The sequence below is a fragment of the Pseudozobellia sp. WGM2 genome (assembly GCF_017810075.1).
GTDB lineage: Bacteria > Bacteroidota > Bacteroidia > Flavobacteriales > Flavobacteriaceae > JADNYK01.
The window spans coordinates 1-19,195 of sequence record NZ_JADNYK010000008.1; the positions used below are offsets into that span (position 1 = coordinate 1).

Annotated in this window: 13 protein-coding genes and 1 pseudogene; 10 read left to right on the forward strand and 4 right to left on the reverse strand. The window is 41.4% G+C overall.

Translation table 11 applies throughout. The annotated features are described in order from the left end of the window. From IV512_RS16320 to IV512_RS16360, 9 genes and pseudogenes are all read left to right on the forward strand, one after another. Positions 1-3,319, forward strand: a pseudogene (locus IV512_RS16320) (hypothetical protein); the annotation flags it as partial. A gap of 74 nt (positions 3,320-3,393) precedes the next feature. Beyond that, positions 3,394-5,358: a gliding motility-associated C-terminal domain-containing protein gene (locus tag IV512_RS16325; protein ID WP_209405293.1), complete on the forward strand. Its 1,965-nt coding sequence runs from the start codon at positions 3,394-3,396 to the stop codon at positions 5,356-5,358. A gap of 5 nt (positions 5,359-5,363) precedes the next feature. After that, on the forward strand, positions 5,364-6,314 hold the full coding sequence (locus tag IV512_RS16330; protein ID WP_209405294.1) for a type IX secretion system membrane protein PorP/SprF: 951 nt from the start codon (positions 5,364-5,366) through the stop codon (positions 6,312-6,314). 316 nt (positions 6,315-6,630) lie between these two features. Then, positions 6,631-10,131, forward strand: a complete 3,501-nt coding sequence (locus IV512_RS16335) for a gliding motility-associated C-terminal domain-containing protein (RefSeq protein ID WP_209405296.1) — start codon at positions 6,631-6,633, stop codon at positions 10,129-10,131. A 111-nt stretch (positions 10,132-10,242) separates the two neighbouring features. Then, entirely contained in the window at positions 10,243-10,806 is a 564-nt protein-coding gene (idi, locus tag IV512_RS16340; RefSeq protein WP_245224893.1) for an isopentenyl-diphosphate Delta-isomerase, read from the forward strand. Then, complete coding sequence (locus IV512_RS16345) at positions 10,796-11,203, forward strand: 6-carboxytetrahydropterin synthase (RefSeq protein ID WP_209405298.1); 408 nt, start codon at positions 10,796-10,798, stop codon at positions 11,201-11,203. Before idi ends, IV512_RS16345 begins: the two co-directional genes overlap by 11 nt. 3 nt (positions 11,204-11,206) lie before the next feature. Beyond that, the gene (locus IV512_RS16350; RefSeq protein ID WP_209405300.1) at positions 11,207-11,662 is read left to right on the forward strand and encodes a peroxiredoxin; all 456 of its coding nucleotides are present in this window, start codon (positions 11,207-11,209) and stop codon (positions 11,660-11,662) included. Further along, entirely contained in the window at positions 11,659-12,627 is a 969-nt protein-coding gene (locus tag IV512_RS16355; protein WP_209405302.1) for a type I phosphomannose isomerase catalytic subunit, read from the forward strand. The genes IV512_RS16350 and IV512_RS16355 overlap by 4 nt, the downstream gene beginning before the upstream one ends. Positions 12,628-12,690: 63 nt before the next feature. Next, on the forward strand, positions 12,691-12,960 hold the full coding sequence (locus IV512_RS16360) for a hypothetical protein (protein ID WP_209405304.1): 270 nt from the start codon (positions 12,691-12,693) through the stop codon (positions 12,958-12,960). Positions 12,961-13,012: 52 nt separating this feature from the next. Here IV512_RS16360 and IV512_RS16365 read toward each other — a convergent pair whose 3' ends face one another. From IV512_RS16365 to IV512_RS16380, 4 genes are all read right to left on the reverse strand, one after another. Beyond that, the gene (locus IV512_RS16365; protein ID WP_209405306.1) at positions 13,013-13,714 is read right to left on the reverse strand and encodes a DUF4369 domain-containing protein; all 702 of its coding nucleotides are present in this window, start codon (positions 13,712-13,714) and stop codon (positions 13,013-13,015) included. A 59-nt stretch (positions 13,715-13,773) separates the two neighbouring features. Further along, a complete protein-coding gene (locus IV512_RS16370) occupies positions 13,774-15,036 on the reverse strand; it encodes a DUF819 domain-containing protein (protein WP_100871339.1) in 1,263 nt (420 codons plus the stop codon). Positions 15,037-15,065: 29 nt separating this feature from the next. Then, positions 15,066-15,869: a Cof-type HAD-IIB family hydrolase gene (locus IV512_RS16375; protein ID WP_209405308.1), complete on the reverse strand. Its 804-nt coding sequence runs from the start codon at positions 15,867-15,869 to the stop codon at positions 15,066-15,068. Between the two features lie 68 nt (positions 15,870-15,937). After that, the gene (locus tag IV512_RS16380; protein ID WP_245224895.1) at positions 15,938-18,196 is read right to left on the reverse strand and encodes a penicillin-binding protein 1A; all 2,259 of its coding nucleotides are present in this window, start codon (positions 18,194-18,196) and stop codon (positions 15,938-15,940) included. 105 nt (positions 18,197-18,301) lie between these two features. Between IV512_RS16380 and IV512_RS16385 the strand changes: the two genes are divergently transcribed. After that, positions 18,302-19,075 (forward strand): S1/P1 nuclease, encoded by a 774-nt coding sequence (locus IV512_RS16385; protein ID WP_209405310.1) that lies wholly within the window; start codon positions 18,302-18,304, stop codon positions 19,073-19,075. Positions 19,076-19,195: the final 120 nt, after the last annotated feature.

Below are 19,195 nucleotides of genomic sequence, written 5' to 3' on the forward strand. Positions count from 1 at the left end.
TAACGACCCGACCAATGAGATTACGGATGTTAACGACAACGGCGACGGTACAACAACGATTACCGATGTAAACGGTGGAACCGTAACGGTCGACAATGATGGAGTGGATAATGTTGATGATGCGGACAACGACCCGACCAATGAAATAACCGATGTCAATGACAACGGCGACGGCACAACGACCATCACCGATGTGAACGGCGGAACCGTAACGGTCGACAATGACGGAGTCGATAATGTGGACGATGCCGATAACGACCCGACCAATGAGATTACGGATGTTAACGACAACGGCGACGGTACAACAACGATTACCGATGTAAACGGTGGAACCGTAACGGTCGACAATGACGGGGTCGATAACGTGGACGATGCGGACAACGATCCGACCAATGAGATTACCGATGTTAACGATAATGGAGACGGCACCACGACCATCACCGATGTAAATGGTGGAACCGTAACGGTTGACAATGATGGAATTGATAACGTGGACGATGCGGACAACGACCCAACGAACGAGATTACCGATGTTGACGATAATGGTGATGGCACAACGACCATCACCGATGTAAATGGTGGAACCGTAACAGTGGACAATGACGGAGTCGATAATGTTGACGATGCGGACAACGACCCGACCAATGAATATAATACTGGAAGTGGGATTACCGCGGGTAGCCTTGAGCTGACCGATGGTGGAGGAACAGAATCTGTAGATTTAATCAGTGGTGATGCCAACAATGATATTGCTTTTGGATCTGACGGAGCACTTTATTTAAATGTAGCATCCGTAACCATTTCAGAGACGATTACCACATTGGCGGATAATGGCGATGGTAGTTTTACATATACGAACGAGAACGGAGCCCCCGTTTCTTTTCAGGCATCTACTATTACCGATAATGGTGATGGAACATCGACAATCAACCTTGCCGATGGCGGAACCGTAACGGTGGACAATGATGGGGTCGACAACGTGGACGACGCGGACAACGACCCGACCAATGAAATAGAGTTGCCAACAGGAGGAAATAATGGTCAAGTACTGTCGACAGATGGTACAGGTACATATTCTTGGATTGATCCAGATACAGGCCCTCAAGGTCCGCAAGGAGAAGTTGGTCCTCAAGGCCCGCAGGGAGATGCCGGAGCAACAGGCACACAGGGTCCACAGGGTGACGTAGGTCCCCAAGGCCCACAAGGAGATACCGGAGCAACAGGAGCACAAGGTCCGCAAGGTGAAGTTGGCCCACAAGGTCCGCAGGGAGATACCGGTGCAACAGGAGCCCAAGGTCCACAAGGCCCACAGGGAGATACAGGAGCAACCGGAGCTCAAGGTCCGCAAGGAGAAGTTGGTCCTCAAGGTCCTCAAGGTGATACCGGAGCAACAGGAGCACAAGGTCCACAAGGCCCACAGGGTGAGGTAGGTCCTCAAGGTCCGCAAGGAGAAACAGGCCCACAAGGTCCACAAGGTGAAGTTGGCCCACAAGGCCCGCAGGGAGATACCGGTGCAACAGGAGCCCAAGGTCCACAAGGTGAAGTTGGCCCACAAGGCCCGCAGGGAGATACCGGTGCAACAGGAGCCCAAGGTCCACAAGGTGAAGTTGGTCCACAAGGCCCACAAGGTGATACCGGAGCAACGGGAGCGCAAGGTCCACAAGGTGAAGTTGGCCCACAAGGTCCACAGGGAGATACTGGAGCAACCGGAGCGCAAGGTCCGCAAGGAGAAGTCGGTCCTCAAGGTCCACAAGGAGATACCGGAGCAACGGGAGCGCAAGGTCCGCAAGGAGATACCGGAGCAACAGGAGCCCAGGGTCCACAGGGTGACGTAGGTCCCCAAGGCCCACAAGGTGAAGTCGGTCCTCAAGGTCCACAGGGAGATACAGGAGCAACAGGAGCTCAAGGAGAAGTTGGTCCACAGGGTCCTCAAGGTGATACCGGAGCAACAGGAGCACAAGGTCCGCAAGGTGAAGTTGGTCCACAGGGTCCTCAAGGTGATACCGGAGCAACAGGAGCACAAGGTCCGCAAGGAGAAGTTGGTCCTCAAGGTCCACAAGGAGATACGGGAGAAACAGGTCCCCAAGGCCCACAAGGAGATACCGGTGCAACAGGAGCCCAAGGTCCGCAAGGAGATACCGGAGCAACCGGAGCACAAGGAGATACGGGAGCAACAGGAGCGCAAGGTCCGCAAGGTGAAGTTGGCCCACAAGGTCCACAAGGAGATACAGGAGCACAAGGTCCGCAAGGAGAAACAGGTCCACAAGGTCCACAAGGTCCACAGGGAGATACCGGAGCAACCGGAGCGCAAGGTCCACAAGGAGAAGTTGGTCCACAAGGCCCACAAGGAGATACGGGAGCAACAGGAGCCCAAGGTCCACAAGGAGAAACAGGTCCACAAGGTGATACCGGAGCACAAGGTCCACAAGGTGACGTAGGTCCCCAAGGCCCACAAGGAGATACCGGAGCAACAGGAGCAACCGGAGCTCAAGGTCCGCAGGGAGATACCGGAGCAACCGGAGCACAAGGTCCACAAGGTGAAACAGGTCCACAAGGTCCACAAGGTGAAGTTGGTCCTCAAGGTCCACAGGGAGATACCGGTGCAACAGGAGCCCAAGGTCCACAAGGAGAAGTTGGCCCGCAAGGTCCGCAGGGAGATGTAGGTCCAGCAGGTGATCCAGCAACGGATGACCAAACATTATCATCCAATGGCAATGCAGGTCATATAGCCATCTCTGGTGGGAACGCAATTACCTTAAATGTGAACGATGCGGATTCAGACCCAGGAAACGAATACAATACAGCTTTTGGAGTTGTTGGAAACAACCTAAGGCTAACTGATGGTGGAGGAAACCTAAATGTTCCTTTATCCGATATAGGTTCAGATGACCAATTTGATGACGAAGTTCCCTTAAGAACACCAATTGATGTTGATGAGGGTGGTGAAGCTTCTCCGACCGCCGAGACCAATGTACAAGAGGTGATTAATGCAATCGCTCCGATAACATCAAAGGCAGCTAGAATATTCTACCCGCCGTCAATTGCTGTAGATGCTTCAACTAATGGCACATTTACAATTGACCTTTATGCTCAATATATTGCGCAATATGGTAGTCCAACAGTAGCTAGTGCCGGTGCGCCTGCTGCGCTTCCTACTTATGGTGCGACTGAATTGTATTATTACGTTACGTACGCAGATCCAACAGTATTTAATACGGGAAGCATGATTATTAATGGCGATGGAGAGTTGACCTATGAGATAATCGGGCAACCAGCGGACTATAATGCATTGATTAATGTAGTCTTTATGGTGAAATAATATATAAATAGCTCAAGACCGATTTGAAAGCCACCTTAACATATAAATCCCTATTCCTCGGTGTCGTTTTTACGATGCTTGGGATTTTTGTTTCCCAAGCGCAATTTTTATTACAAGCCCCTAGTGCAGGTGATGAGACAAATTATCGCTGGTACGAGGCTACCGACCCTAGCACGGTCTTGGGTACCGACTCATTTTATGAGGCTTCTGAGCGTGGGGTTTACTATGCTACTTATGATGGTACGCTTTGTGGCAAAAATGCAACGGGCTATTTTATCATTACGAATTGCAATTCACCTTACAATGAGGTGACCTTAGATATTACTAGAAACCCGATACCTCCAGGAGCCACACTTACTTGGGTACCATCTGTTTCTGGAAATCAGAATAGTCCTACTGTTATTGCAACTCAAACGGTTATGAAATACACGGCTACGATTAATAAAGCTGGCAATAGCAAGAGCCTTCCGAACTTTACGGTTGTTTGTATCGATGAATCGGCAACCTTGGTTGATGATCTGGTGAGTACTGATGAAGATTTGCCTGTAATTGTTAATGTATATGACAATGATTCAGACTTGCCCAATTCAGGTTCTCTGAATATTTCAAGTAATCCGGATAACGGTAGCGTAACAATCGATAATAATGGTACGCCCAACGACCCTACTGATGATATAGTTACCTATACTCCGAACCCGAACTACAACGGGTCCGACTCTTTCAATTATACGGTGTGCAATACGTTTGGCGACTGTAGTACGGCCACGGTGAATGTGGATGTGAGGCCAATAGTAGACGCTATTGACGATGCCATTGCGACTACTGAAAATACCTCTATAGACATCGCTATTTTAGCTAATGATAATGATGTTCCTTCAAACGGTTCGCTTTCGGTGGATCGTTCTTCAAATGGTAGTGTAGTAATTGACGATGCAGGTACCCCAAATGACCCTTCCGATGATACACTAACATATACCCCTGACGATAACTATGTTGGGGCGGATACTTTTACCTATACACTATGTGATAGCCTATCAAACTGTAGTACGGCAACTGTTACTATTGTGGTTACGAATGCTGTTGATTTAGATGCAGATGACGACGGAATTCTTGACAATTTTGAAGATCTGAACCTTGATGGGGATAATGATCCATCTACCAACCCAACAGATAACGATGGTGATGGCATTGCAGATTATTTAGATATCGATAGTGACAATGATGGTATACCTGACAATGTAGAAGCACAATCTACCATAGGATATTTAGCCCCAAGTGGTCAAGACTTAAATGCTAATGGGTTGGATGATGCCTATGAAGCCAGTGGTAATTTAGGAATCATTCCTGAAGATACCGATGGTGATGGTCTTCCTGATTATGTAGATGAAGATAGTGATAATGATAATATTCCTGATAGAATAGAGGCCCATGACCACGATCAAGATGGTATACCCGAATTTGTCTTAATTGGATCTGATAAAGACAATGATGGTCTTGATGACGGCTATGAAGGTGAAACTGTTATTGACCGTGATGTTAACGATGAAATAGACGACCCTTATAATGACTTACCTAATACCGACGGTGATGGCGAATCGAATTATCGAGATACCGACGACGACGACGACGGAATCGAGAGTAAAAATGAAGATATAAACATCGATGGAGATTATTCAAATGATGATAGTGATAATGATGGCATTCCTGAATACTTGGAGCCGAACCGCGAAGAAGAGCAGATTGAAGTATTTAATGTAATTACACCCAATGGTGACGGAGTACATGATGTTTTGACTATTTCAGGTCTGGAGAATTATCCTGATAATTCCATACACATTTATAATAGATGGGGAGTCATTGTGTACAGTACTCAAGCATACAATACTCAAGGAAATACCTTTGATGGTACTTCAGAGGGTAGAGTTACGGTCGATGTAGACCGAAAACTGCCCGTAGGTACTTACTTCTATATTTTAGAGTACAAAACCGATAATGGAGAAACTAAAAATTTATCCGGATATATTTATTTAAACCGATAGTAAGAATGAAGACCCCGAATCTAAATATCATTACAAATAAATTATTGCTGTTCGTTATAGTATTGACTGCCGGATTAAATCAATTGACCGCCCAGCAAGACGCACAATATACGCAGTACATGTACAACACTGTGAGTGTAAACCCGGGGTATGCGGGGTCACGGGGCAACCTTAGTGTTGCGGCCCTGCACCGATCACAATGGATCGGTCTTGATGGAGCGCCCATTACTCAAACCTTTAATGTGCATTCTCCGATCGGGTATCGAGGGGTCGGATTAGGCTTGTCGATTGTTAACGATAAAATCGGACCAACTTCCGAGACATACTTCGATATTGATTTCTCGTATACGATATATACCTCTAATGAGGGTAGGTTAAGTTTCGGATTAAAAGCTTCGGCCCATTTATTGGATGTTCGATTTTCAGAGCTGAATCAAATTGCTCCAGATAACAGCTTACAAAATGATATAGACAATCAATTTTCGCCAAATTTCGGAGCTGGTATTTATTATCATAATGAAAGATTTTATGCTGGTATTTCGGTTCCTAGAATTTTACAGACCAAACATTTTCAAGAAGGTCCGGCACCTTCTACAGCCAAAGAGCAGATGAATTTTTATCTAATAACTGGCTATGTTTGGGATTTAAGTTCAAACTTCAAGTTTAAACCAACAATTTTGTCAAAACTAGTTCAGGGAGCCCCTTTACAAGTAGACTTGTCGGCCAACTTTATGTTGAACGAGAAATTTATTCTAGGTGCGGCCTATCGTTGGGATGCCGCCTATAGCGGAATGTTCGGTTTCAATGTCTCTAATAAGTTTCTTATCGGTATAGCCTATGATCGAGAAATAACCGAATTAGGTAATGCCGTATATAACGACGGCTCTTTCGAAGTCATATTTCGATACGACTTTATATCGACTCAGGGCAATTTAAAATCTCCTCGGTTCTTCTAAAAATTTATTAGCTTCTATTTGTATTTAATAGGATGATTCTAAGTATAAAGTAAGGTGCTTAAAGTCATAGCAGTTGATTGATGGCATCAATATATAAACTAATGGGAAGTATGATAATGATTTGTAGTTTATCCCGTTTGTCAATCCCATTGTCTATATAGGGATTTCCTTACTTTCTTTTAAAGCGCTTTGAGAGTGCTCCAAGGCGATAAATATGTACGTATAACGTATATTCTCCCGTTTGGGCAAGTATGAAATTATCTTTGCATCAGAATAGGTCCCAAATCTATTCCATGCATATATAAACGCTTAGCTCATGAAGAGTACCTACACTTTAGTTACCTATTTTAGAATTATATTTTTTCTTGGTGTAACCTTATTCACGACAGTTCAGCTTTTAGGCCAGGCCAATTCGATTAGAACGGGCGTAACCTTCAATTGGGCAGATACGCAGGCTACTGTAAGTGATGCTGCTAACCTACAATCTATTAGCATTGACGGGGTTGAGTATAGTACTTTCGTTGTGCCTTCAACTTACGAGATGACCAGGGTAGGCCCAGGCGGTGATGGCGAAAATAATATATGGTTGAATGGTTCTCGAGTTGTGAGTGGCAGCGATGACCCAAATTGGGAATCTGGGGCGTTAAACGCCTATCAGTCGCTAAATTTAAATCATTATTTTCAATCGGATAGTACGGGAGATAATTTCTGTGGAGACTACACGGTTCTTGCTACGACCAATGCTCAAATGCAGACCATTTCTTATAACCCCGGTATACCATCGAACCCCGATGGAGTCATTGCCATTACTGAACGGGGCGGTAACAATTGTATGTATGTTGAGTTGCACGGCATGCCAGCAGGTGGTGGGGCGGAACAATTACTGGGTAGAACATTTGTTCGAAATGAGACTAATCTGACCGGTGTGCTACCTCAAGCTGCACCCACGGCGAATAGCGATTATTGGAGTAGTGGTAGAAATAACGAGAACAATCAAATAATTGGTGTAGCCTTATATGAGTTATCTGAGCTTGCCCCGGTGGGCTCCATTATAACCTCTATCAGATATATGGGAGCAACGACTGATCATGGCGACGGAAAGTTCTTTTTGATGCAGACCTATGCTGAAGATGACAGTTTACGAATAAAATTAGATCGTGAGGGCAATGGTGATATTGCCGCCAACGATTTGGTGCCAGATGGTAGTACCTATACATTGACTTCAGGCCCATCCAACGGAACATTGATTTTTAATTCCAATGGAAATTTCAACTATATACCCAATGCCGGTTTTACGGGTAACGATACCTTTGAATATGAAGTTTGTCTGCCAGCACCCAATACAGGGGTGTGCGATACCGGTACGGCTATCATCGTGATTAAATTAGAAGCAATTTTCGATAGTGCAAATGTGGTGAACAACTCAACCGACAATAGTATCAATGTTCTTCAAAACGATAATTTTGGTAGTGCTGGCCCAAGACCGAATAATGCCATTACTAATTTCACTTTGCCTACTAATGGAACGATAGCTTTACAGGATAATGGTACTATAAACGATTCTTTTGATGACTATTTTACTTATACGCCGAATACCGATTTCGTCGGTACTGATTTTTTCAGCTACGAAATTACCGATGCCAGTGGTAGCACAGATATAACTTCTGTTTATATCACCACTGATTATGATACGGATAACGATTTAGTGGACAATAGAACAGATTTAGATGATGATAATGATGGTATTATAGATGGTGACGAGTCATTGGATTGTATTGATGATGATTATTTTGCATGGGAGTTTAACGCCCCAGTAGGCACAAGGGAAAGTGATTTTGTTCAGAACCCATCGATTAATTCATGGCTTATTTCGAATACAGGTAGTATCTCTACGGGTATAGGTATAGATGGTAATTCACCTGCCTCAGAATTACAGATCAGTAATATTGATGCAATTACCTATGAAGAAGCAGTGTTACAAAATGAATATGTAGAGGTCGATTTTACAACGGCAGACGGATTAATAAACCCGGTAATAGAGCGTATTGGTCTAAATTGGTTTCAAAATTCTGATGGAACCACTGTGGGCCATTCGTATGATGTGGCCCTTGAGATTTCTAATGATGGTTTTGTTACATCTATGTCTTTGTATTCTGATATCCGAATTCATTATCCTTCAGACGGGGTTTCTGAATTTTTTGATATAATGCCTTCAGGTTCTCAATTTAATTTAGAGGAAAATACTACTTATACTTTACGGGTCTATACTTACAATCAACAGAATGATGGTAACGTAGCTTATTCTGTATTTGATGACTTTACAGTACGGGTTTCTAGTTGTCAAGAACAAAATAGCGATAGTGACGGTATTGCCGACCATTTAGATTTAGATAGTGATAATGATGGTTGTGGCGATGCCATAGAGGCTGGCCATGAAGATGCTGATGGCGATTTATATTTGGGGAGTTCTCCAATTTCGGTAAATGTAGATGGATTGGTTCTAGGTCAAGGAGGTTACAGTGGTTCGTCAGATTCAGTGGTAACCCCAAATGGGGTAGCGGTGACGATAAATTCTTCTCCCAACGACCAACAAATACCAATCGCCGGGAATGCTATTTTTTCGGCAAACGTAAGCGGTTCTACGCTTTCCTATGTGTGGGAAGTAAGCACTGATTCCGGTACTTGGAGCCAGATAGCGAATGGCGGAATTTATGCCGGTGCGAACACGACTGAACTCTCGTTGTCAAATGTTCCGGTAACAGAAAGCGGAAATCAATATAGATTGGTAGCGACAAGTGCAGATAATCTCTGCCAACCTATTGCGGTGTCAGATAGTGCCATTTTAATTGTTGGAGAGGGTTCACCCGACACTCTAGATAGCGATGGTGATGGAATTACCGATAGTTTCGAAGACTTGAATTTAGATGGTGACGATAATCCGGCAACAAACCCAACCAATTCCGATAACGATGAATATCCTGATTATTTAGATATCGATAGTGATAATGATGGTATACCTGATAATGTAGAGGCCCAGACTACTTCAGATTACATTCCTCCCAGTAATCGAGATGAAAATGATAATGGATTAGATGATGCCTATGAAAATGATGGTATGCAGGGGCTGATACCTGTTAATTCAGATGGTGAAGATATGCCCGATTATTTGGATCTTGATAGTGACAACGATAATATTTTAGATTCTATCGAGGCACACGATCATAATCACGATGGCATACCCGATGTAGTATTTATTGGATCTGATAAAGATGATGATGGGCTTGATGATGGCTATGAAGGTGAAGAAATGATAGATGTTGACATCAATGATGAAATTGACAATCCAATACTTGATTTGCCGAACACTGATGGTGATGAAGAATCAGATTATCGAGATATTGACGATGATGGTGATGGTATTATGAGTAGAGATGAAGATGCCAATACTGATGGTGATTATTCTAATGACGATGAAAATGGAAATGGAAGACCTGATTACTTAGAGGCCCCATATACAGATGTAATTGTATACAACGTAGTAACTCCTAATGGAGATAACTTACACGATTACTTGACCATCACAGGTTTGGATGAGCGACCTGAAAATCATTTGCAGATATACAATCGATGGGGCATTTTGCTTTACGAAACCGAATCATACGACACATCTGGTAATCAATTTATAGGTATGACATCTGATCAGCTGTCGGAAGGTGTTGAAGAAAGACTTCCTTCAGGTACTTACTTTTATCTCTTTAATTACGAAGATACCGACGGTACACATAAAATGCTCAAAGGTTACCTCTACCTTAACTAGTTGTAGAGAGATATACTGCTTTAGATGTTGTTACAGGCCATTAACTATATTTTATAGTCCTCTTTTTATATTACTTGCTCAAAGGTGTTATTTTTGTGTAAAGCGCATTCTATGCGTTTTACTAAACAATTGCATTTGAAAGAAGAACAAGTAATCTTGGTAGACCAAGAAGATAATCAAATAGGCACTATGCCTAAAATGGAAGCCCATGAAAAGGCGCTTTTACATCGGGCTTTTTCCGTTTTTATTATGAACGGTAAGGGTGAGACCATGCTTCAGCAAAGGGCGGCACACAAATATCACTCTCCTTTATTATGGACCAATACCTGTTGTAGTCATCAAAGGGAAGGTGAACTTAATATTGAGGCGGGTAAGAGAAGGTTACAAGAAGAAATGGGGTTCGTAGCAGAACTTAAAGAACTATTTTCTTTTACGTATAAGGCCGCCTTTGATAACGGACTTACCGAGCATGAATTTGACCATGTTATGATGGGCGACTTTGAGGGCGAACCCAATATTAATCCTGATGAGGTCGCCGATTGGAAATGGATGAGGCCAGAAGACATCAAGTCTGATATGCAGAACAATCCTGAAATATATACAGAATGGTTCAAAATCATATTTGAAAAATTTTATAGTTATATTTCTCAAAAACCACTGGGCGATGAAGGTTAAAGTAAGTAGGAAAGCACATTTTAATGCGGCCCATCGTCTGTATCGAAAAGACTGGGAGCCTGAAAAGAACGATGCTGTTTTTGGTAAATGTAACAACCCTAATTTTCATGGTCATAATTACGAACTTATTGTAAGTGTAACTGGTGAAATAAATAAAGAAACGGGCTTTGTTATTGACATGAAGGTTTTAAAAGATTTGATCAAGAATGAAATTGAAGATGCCCTAGACCACAAAAATTTAAATGTTGAGGTACCAGAATTTCAAGATTTAAACCCAACTGCAGAAAATATTGCGATAGTTATCTGGCGTAAACTTAGACCTCATATTGACAATACCAAAGAAATCGAGGTAATCCTTTATGAGACCCCTCGAAACTTTGTTACATTTTCCGGTTAGCTTATGGGACTAAAAGTGGGTGACGAAATACCTGATTTTACATTGATCGATCAGTTCGGTAAAGTATTCGACAGTGCAAATTTTAAGGGTAAAAAACCGATGGTCATCTATTTCTACCCGAAAGACGATACTCCCGGCTGTACGAAAGAAGCATGTTCCTTTAGAGATAGCTATGAGCAGTTTAAAGATTTGGGTGTCGAGGTGATCGGTATCAGTTCAGACGACCAAAAAAGTCATTATAATTTTGCCGAAAAATATAAGCTTCCCTTTACCTTGCTCGCAGATAATAATAAAGTAGTGCGCAAAGCGTTTAATGTAGGAAAAAGTTTACTAATACTTCCTGGAAGGGAAACCTATGTTGTAGATTCAAAAGGAAAAATAATCATGGTTTTCAATAGCATGGGTGCTTCAGCGCACATTAGAGAAGCATTGAAGGCCATACAATCAATCAAACTATGATCTTTTACCCCTTAAAATTTCAACCAATACTCAAAGAACGTCTATGGGGCGGCACAAAATTAAAAGATGTATTGGGTAAACCGATCGAAAATGATATAACTGGCGAGAGCTGGGAACTATCTACGGTGTCTGGTGATATCTCCGTAGTCTCGAATGGTGAGCTATCAGGAAAATCTTTGCAAGAACTTATTGAAGAATTTCCGGAGCAGTTGCTGGGTAAGAGTGTTTTTGAAAGGTTCGGCACCGATTTTCCTATTCTTATCAAGTTCATCGATGCCAAAAAAGACCTTTCGATACAATTACATCCGAACGATGAGTTGGCCAAAGAACGGCATAACTCTTTTGGCAAAACTGAAATGTGGTATGTGATGGATGCCGATAATGATGCCGAGCTAATAGTCGGTTTCAATAAAGATGTTACGAAAGAGGAATATGCCAATAGCTTAGAGAACGATACATTGTTAGAACTTCTCAATTACGAGAAGGTTAATGAGGGAGATACTTTTTTTATTAATACCGGAAAAATCCATGCCATTGGTGCAGGCGTTTTATTGGCAGAAATACAACAGACTTCAGATATCACCTATCGAGTGTTTGATTTTAATAGGAAGGATAAAAACGGTAATCTACGGGAGTTGCATACAGATTTGGCACTAGATGCTATTGATTATTTAAAGAAAGACGATTTCAAGGTAAATTATTCGAATACGAAGGATAAGGTGAACGATATGGTCGAGTGCCCTTATTTCAAGACAAATTTTCTAGATTTGTCGCAAGACTTGATACTAGATATCAAGCAAAGAGATTCTTTTACAATTTACATGTGTGTAGGTGGTTCTGCTATGATTACAAACGACTTTGGTTCTGTAGATATAGAAAAAGGTCAAACTACGTTGGTAGCTGCCGCATCTGAATCGATTACAATCAAGACAGAAGGTGCCAAGTTATTGGAGGTAACTATTTAGAGTTGGTACCGTTGATCAAATGATTTAAAAAAAGGCTATTTTTGCAAAAAATAAATCCATATTATGGCAAGTGTAAGAGAATTAAAAAAAGATATCAATAATGTACTTGGCGATATCATCGAAGCGGTATATATCGTTGATGCGGCAAATAATAATCAAGAGTCTAAAGAGGGAGCCAAAATTATCGATGAGGCCATTGAAACTTTTGACGTTTTAATTGAGAAGGTTAATAATAAGAAAGTAGATAACAGAAAAAGCCACCTAAAAGAGGTACGCCAAGAATTGGAAACTAAGGCCAACGGTCTCGCTGAAAAGGTTAATAACCTCGGATAGTGTAGTTACCCGAATTTTGAATAAAAAAATCCCGTTATTAAACGGGATTTTTTTATTTCTTCACATTTTCTAAATGTTCTTTTAAGAGGGTGCCATATTTCGACTCGGCCACTTCAGGTGAAAGTGAATTGTAAATAGAATCTAAGTATATAACATTCGCATCAGATACATCGTTTAGAGCGATAAAAGGTGCTATATATGAATTCTTGTTGTTAAGGGCAAAGTTCAAGGCAAATGCATAACCTCGTTTTAGGTTTCTGTCACTAAGATCCTGCAGCGAATCTAACTGTAATGAATCTAATGGAACTTCTGGGTTACGGGCAATTTGCATAAGTTCGAGATTCTTCATGTTAAATCGCGACATTGTCTTTTGGTACTCTTTCAATTTTTTTTGAGTTTCAGAACCTTCGATTTTTGGGTTCATATCAAAAGTGTTCCATGAAGTGTTAATAGTTATAGTACCAGGTTCACCAAAAAAAGTAATTCTATCGTTGATATCGTTGGCATCTTCTTTCTTAAGGTAGAGGTAAAAAATTTCCGGACTCTCTAATTCGGTTTCAAAGTTGAATGTACCATCACCATCAACCTGCACCGAATCTATGGTTGTCAAGGTTGAATCTGGTATATGTTGTAGGTAGAGTGTACCTTTTTTGAGCCCCTTGACATTGCCGTTCACGATCATCATATTGGCATTGTTTCCTCCACAGGAAATCATTAAAAAAAGAATGGCACTTAAGAAGAATAGGTTTTTCATTTTATTTTTTTGGTGGCGCAAATATCCTAAAAAAAATCATTTTAACTGATGGTCGGCAGTTATAGTTTTGAAGCAACTTCCATAAGATAGGCACAAAGTAGGGCACCCCCAGTACCGACAACATAGCCAAAGACAGCTAACAATACACCAACAGAGGTCAATGACGGGTGAAATTCCGCGGCCACCACTGGTGCCGAAGCGGCCCCGCCTACGTTGGCTTGACTGCCAACCGCCAAGAAAAAATAAGGAGCTTTTATAAGTTTGGCCACCAATATCAATAAGCCGGCATGTATAGTAATCCAAATAAAGCCTATTGCGATAAGGCCGGGGTTTTCTAAAACTTTGCCCAAATCCATTTTCATACCTATGGTTGCCACTAGAATATAAATGAACATTCCGCCGATTTTACTGGCCCCTGCACCTTCGTAGTTTTTGGCCTTGGTAAATGATAATGAAATACCAACTACGGTAGCGATTACCACCATCCAAAAGAAACTGGAGCCTAAAAATGATAGAAAACTTTTCTTGTCACTGACGCTGTCGAATGTTGAAGTAAGAAAATTACTGATGTGATTTCCGAAAAAATGGGCTATTCCGGTCGCCGTAAAGGCAAAGAACAACATCATCATGTAATCTTTGAGCGTGGGAACCCTAGTAATTTTCTCGGCAAAAGCGGTAACCTTTACTTTTAGGGTTTCGATAGCGCTGGTATCTGCCCTGAGCCATTTATCGATACGCTTTGTTTTACCTACTCCGAGAAGAATAACGGCCATCCATACATTGGCAACTACTATATCGACCAACACCATGCCACCATATTTTTCAGGGTTGTACCTGAATATTTCTAGCATGGCCGCTTGATTGGCGCCACCACCGATCCAACTGCCGGCAATGGTTGCAAGTCCGCGCCAAATAGCATCAAAATCGTTGCCACCAACAGTTTCAGGTGAAAATATAGACACAATTAAAATGGCTATAGGCCCACCGATTATTATGCCTACGCTACCGGTCAAAAACATAATAAGCGCTTTTGACCCCAAATTGGAGATGGCCTTCAAGTCGATACTTAAAGTCATGAGAACCAATGCAGCGGGCAAAAGATATCTGCTAGCTACAAAATAAAGATTCGACGACTCATCGGAAATTATGCCTGAACTGGCCAATATCGCAGGCAATAAATAGCACATTAGAACAGCAGGCACTATTGAATAAAACTTTTTCCAGAACCCTTTGGTAATTGAGGAAGTATAAAATATGAAGCCTAGACATAGAGTTAATAAACCAAATACTACGGTGTCGTCGGTAATTAGGGGTTCTATCATAAAACGGACTTGCTTTTTACCAAATATAGTTAAAATACAAGATGCTCCTTTATAAAGCTGGCTACCCCATGTTCTGTGTTGGCAAGAGTAACTTCATTGGCAATAGTTTTGACTTCTTCTCTTGCATTGCCCACGGCCACACCTAAACCTGTATGTTGTAGCATCTCTATGTCGTTATAATTGTCACCGAAAGAGATGACATCCGAAAGCTCTTCATCATCTTTTAACAATAATTTTATCGCAGTAAGTTTTGAAACTGATTTTGGCGCAATTTCAATTAAGGTATCGTTTGAACGGTAAAGATTTAAATCTTCTGAAAATCGCTCTTCTAAAATAGGGAATATGGCATCTGAAGTATTCTTGGTACCCATAAGCATTATTTTATGTGCACCTAGTTCTCTAGACTGCCAGTCTGCTAGGGTGTCTTTAGTAGCTCTAAATACAGGTGTGGTTTGCGTATATCTAATTTCTTTACGTACGCGCTCGCTGTTCTCTTCAACATACCATTCATTACCATGGTATAGGCCCAATTTTATAGAGTGAACCATGGCCAAAGCATATACCTCGTTTAAAAAGGGAATAGTTATTTCAGCGGATGCGATTTTATTTTCACCGTCTAGTACCAATGCGCCATTATAACAGATCAAAGGTTGGTTTTCGATTCCCAGCCTACGTTGAAGATAGGTCATTGCACGGGGCATTCTTGCAGACACAAGAACAACCCTTACCTGACTTTTAATTCTATTGATTTCGGCTATAGTAAAATCAGATACATCGCTTTTTGAAGAAAGTAAGGTGCCGTCTAAATCGGAGCAAAGTATTTTATATTTCAATGATTTCAAGCTTTGAATGAGAACACAAAAATAAGAATTGAAAAGGGTTCGACCTAGTTCGAAACTTATTAGGGTGCAGAGTTGCGACCTTTGAATTGTTTTTTTCTTTTCTTATCAGGATTCTTGAACAAACGTTTGAAAAAGCCATCACGTTTGACCGGTTCGCAGTCTAGCATTTCGAGAACGAGGGGATCCGGTTTTTTAAATTGAGCTTTTGTTATGTAATTATATGAAGGATGCTTGTTCATTTCTTGCATAAATTTTGCAAAAATCGGTAACGCCGCACTTGCACCTTGGCCTAAACTGGTACTTCTAAAACCAATTTCGTGATTATCGAGCCCAACCCAGGTTACATGAACCAGTTCTGGGGTTAAGGCGACGAACCAGGCATCCTTATTATTTTGGGTAGTTCCCGTTTTACCCGCAATGGCATTATTCAATTTGTAAGTACCGCGAATGCGTGAAGCGGTACCTTTGTCGATTGTCGACTTCATCATCTCGACCATGATTTGCCGTGTCTGTTCTGAGAAGGCAGTTTCAACCGCCCGCTTGGGCTCGAATTTAACCAAAAGAGAATCTTTTTGGTCAGAAATAGAATTAATCAAATAAGGTAAAACAGCGCGCCCATTGTTCATATAGCTCGCATAGGCCCCTGCCAGTTCATTGAGGTATATTTCTCCCGTACCCAAAGCCAGTGAAGGCTCTTCTGGTAACTTGGTGAAAATGCCCATATTTTTAGCCATGGCAATTACATTGTTTATCCCCGTTTTCTCCATGACTTTTACCGCAACGGTATTCACGGAGTTGCTCAAGGCTTGCTCCATAGAATAGTTGAGGTAAGCTTCATCTTTTTCGCCAGAATTTCCTGGTGACCAACCCTTTAGGTTTTCATATTCTACTTCTTCCGCAGAAAAATAAGTGCAAGGTTCAATACCGGTTTCTAAGGCTGCGGTATACACCAAAGGCTTAAATGTCGAACCCACTTGTCTTTTACTCTGAGCGACGTGATCATATTTAAAGTGTTCAAAATCTACACCACCTATCCAAGTTTTTACAGCCCCAGTTTTAGGTTCAATGGCCAATGAGCCGGTATTGAGAAATTTCATATAATGTTTCAAACTATCAATAGAGCTGGCCTGAATAGTTTTTTTACCCTCCCAATCGACCAAAATCATCTTTTTCTTTTGGTTGAGCGAGTCCATAATTTGCTTTTCATCAAGACCGGAAGCGCTTAATTTTTTATAGATGCTTGATTGTTTGATCAGTTTATCGATCAATTTTTTATTGGTAGCCCAAGGCGCACTTTTTCCATAGCTTTTCTCGAAGCGTTCTTGAAGCGATTTCATATGATCTCTCATGGCTTTTTCGGCCCAGAATTGCATATTGTAATCAAGGGTGGTATAGATTTTTAGACCTGAGGTATAGATGTTGTACTCGTTACCTTCTTCTCGCTGCTCCTTGGTCCATTTTAGTAATTTCTTTCTTACCTCTTCCCTGAAATAGGGCGCCAATCCATCGTTATTATCGTACTCACGATAGTTTAGGGTCAACGGTAAATTAATTAAACTATCTTTTTGATTCTCAGGTAGCATTTCATTTTTGTGCATTGATGCCAAGACCAAATTTCTACGGTCCAAGCTTCTTTCAGGAAAAACCCTAGGGTTATACCCGTAGGTCGCCTTGAGCATGCCAACCAAAACGGCCGCCTCTTCAAGTTTTAAATCTTGAGTTTTTTTATTAAAAAACTTGAGTGAAGCACTTTCAATGCCAAAAGTATTGTCGCCAAATGAAACGGTATTTAAATAGTGCCCTAAAATTTCTTGCTTAGAGTAAATTTTTTCAATGCGCTTGGCAATGAACATTTCCTTAAGTTTATCGACTACAATATTGGTTTGCTTACGGTCTCTTCTAGGGTATAGGTTTTTGGCCAATTGTTGTGTAAGGGTACTTCCTCCACCTGCTGATTGATCTTGCATTAAAATGGTCTTTAACGCTACTCTACCCAAACTTTGGTAATCGATACCAGAATGTTCGTGGAAACGCTCATCTTCTATGGCCACTAATGCATTGAGTACGTTTTCTGGAATATCATCAAAGTCAATCGGTTGCCTATCGAAAAGATAGTATTTACCAATAAGCATGCTATCTGCAGTATAAACTTCAGATGCTCTCTGATATTGAAAATCGGAAAGGTCCTCTTTAGAAGGCAACTTGCCCCATAGCCCCCAGTTTACGCTCATTATGAAAACTACGGAGAAAATGAAAAGACCGACTACGGATAATATGCCAATTCTTAAAAACCTATTTTTTATTCCTTTTAGTATCAATACACAGATTTTAAGGCTTGCAATATCAAATTAAAAAATGAAAACGGAGTGCTCCTTAACATTAGATTAAACCACAATGGCTACATTTGACGACAAATTAGTGGTATGAAAAGAATAGCTTTCTTATTGATTTTTATCTCAAATTTCATTTTGGCAAATGATGGTGACTGGTCTAAGACCGGCCATAGGGCTGTTGGTCAAATTGCTGAAAAGCACCTTTCAAGAAAAGCCAAGAGAGCTATTAAAGAATTATTGAACGGCAGAAGTCTGGCCACGGTTTCGAATTTTGCAGATGATATTAAGTCTGATACGGCCTACCGAAAGTTCGGCCCTTGGCACTATGTGAATTTTCCGGCAGATAAGAAATATACGGATGTCAAGCCCAGTGAGCAGGGTGATATTATTATTGGTATAGAAAAATGCATCGAAATCGTAGGGGATGAAAATAGAACAACTGCCGATAAGGCCTTCTATCTTAAAATGTTGGTGCATTTAATGGGTGATCTTCATCAACCTATGCACGTTGGCCGATCGGAAGATAGGGGAGGCAATGATATTCAATTGCAATGGTTCAATGAAGGTACCAACCTTCATCGGGTTTGGGATAGCCATATGATAAACGATTATGGTATGAGTTACACCGAACTTTCTGCCTCGTTACCCAAGTTAAGTAAAGAAAGGGTCAGCTTGATTCAAAAAGGCAGTATTTATGAATGGGTAGAAGAGAGTCAAGATATTGCCAATGAGGTATATGATTCGGTAGAGGCCGGTGAAAAATTATATTACCGATATAGTTATGACTGGTGGAGTACTGTTGAGAAACAGCTTCAAAAGGGTGGAATACGGTTGGCCAAAGTTCTCAACGAAGTTTTTTCTTGAATAGACATACATAATTATAGGCTACACAACAATTTATCTGATAAAAATAAAATTTGAACGAATAGATGTACTTTGGAACACGTTTTGAAGTTATATTAATAAGAAGTTCAGTATGAGTAT

What these genes read in the sequence shown, in the direction of transcription:
- IV512_RS16345 (WP_209405298.1), top strand. Translation starts at nt 10,796, where the DNA reads ATGAAGGTTAAAGTAAGTAGGAAAGCACATTTTAATGCGGCCCATCGT.
- IV512_RS16385 (WP_209405310.1), top strand. Translation starts at nt 18,302, where the DNA reads ATGAAAAGAATAGCTTTCTTATTGATTTTTATCTCAAATTTCATTTTG.
- IV512_RS16370 (WP_100871339.1), bottom strand. Translation starts at nt 15,036, where the DNA reads ATGATAGAACCCCTAATTACCGACGACACCGTAGTATTTGGTTTATTA.
- IV512_RS16365 (WP_209405306.1), bottom strand. Translation starts at nt 13,714, where the DNA reads ATGAAAAACCTATTCTTCTTAAGTGCCATTCTTTTTTTAATGATTTCC.
- IV512_RS16355 (WP_209405302.1), top strand. Translation starts at nt 11,659, where the DNA reads ATGATCTTTTACCCCTTAAAATTTCAACCAATACTCAAAGAACGTCTA.
- IV512_RS16325 (WP_209405293.1), top strand. Translation starts at nt 3,394, where the DNA reads ATGCTTGGGATTTTTGTTTCCCAAGCGCAATTTTTATTACAAGCCCCT.
- IV512_RS16360 (WP_209405304.1), top strand. Translation starts at nt 12,691, where the DNA reads ATGGCAAGTGTAAGAGAATTAAAAAAAGATATCAATAATGTACTTGGC.
- IV512_RS16330 (WP_209405294.1), top strand. Translation starts at nt 5,364, where the DNA reads ATGAAGACCCCGAATCTAAATATCATTACAAATAAATTATTGCTGTTC.
- IV512_RS16335 (WP_209405296.1), top strand. Translation starts at nt 6,631, where the DNA reads ATGAAGAGTACCTACACTTTAGTTACCTATTTTAGAATTATATTTTTT.
- IV512_RS16350 (WP_209405300.1), top strand. Translation starts at nt 11,207, where the DNA reads ATGGGACTAAAAGTGGGTGACGAAATACCTGATTTTACATTGATCGAT.
- idi (WP_245224893.1), top strand. Translation starts at nt 10,243, where the DNA reads ATGCGTTTTACTAAACAATTGCATTTGAAAGAAGAACAAGTAATCTTG.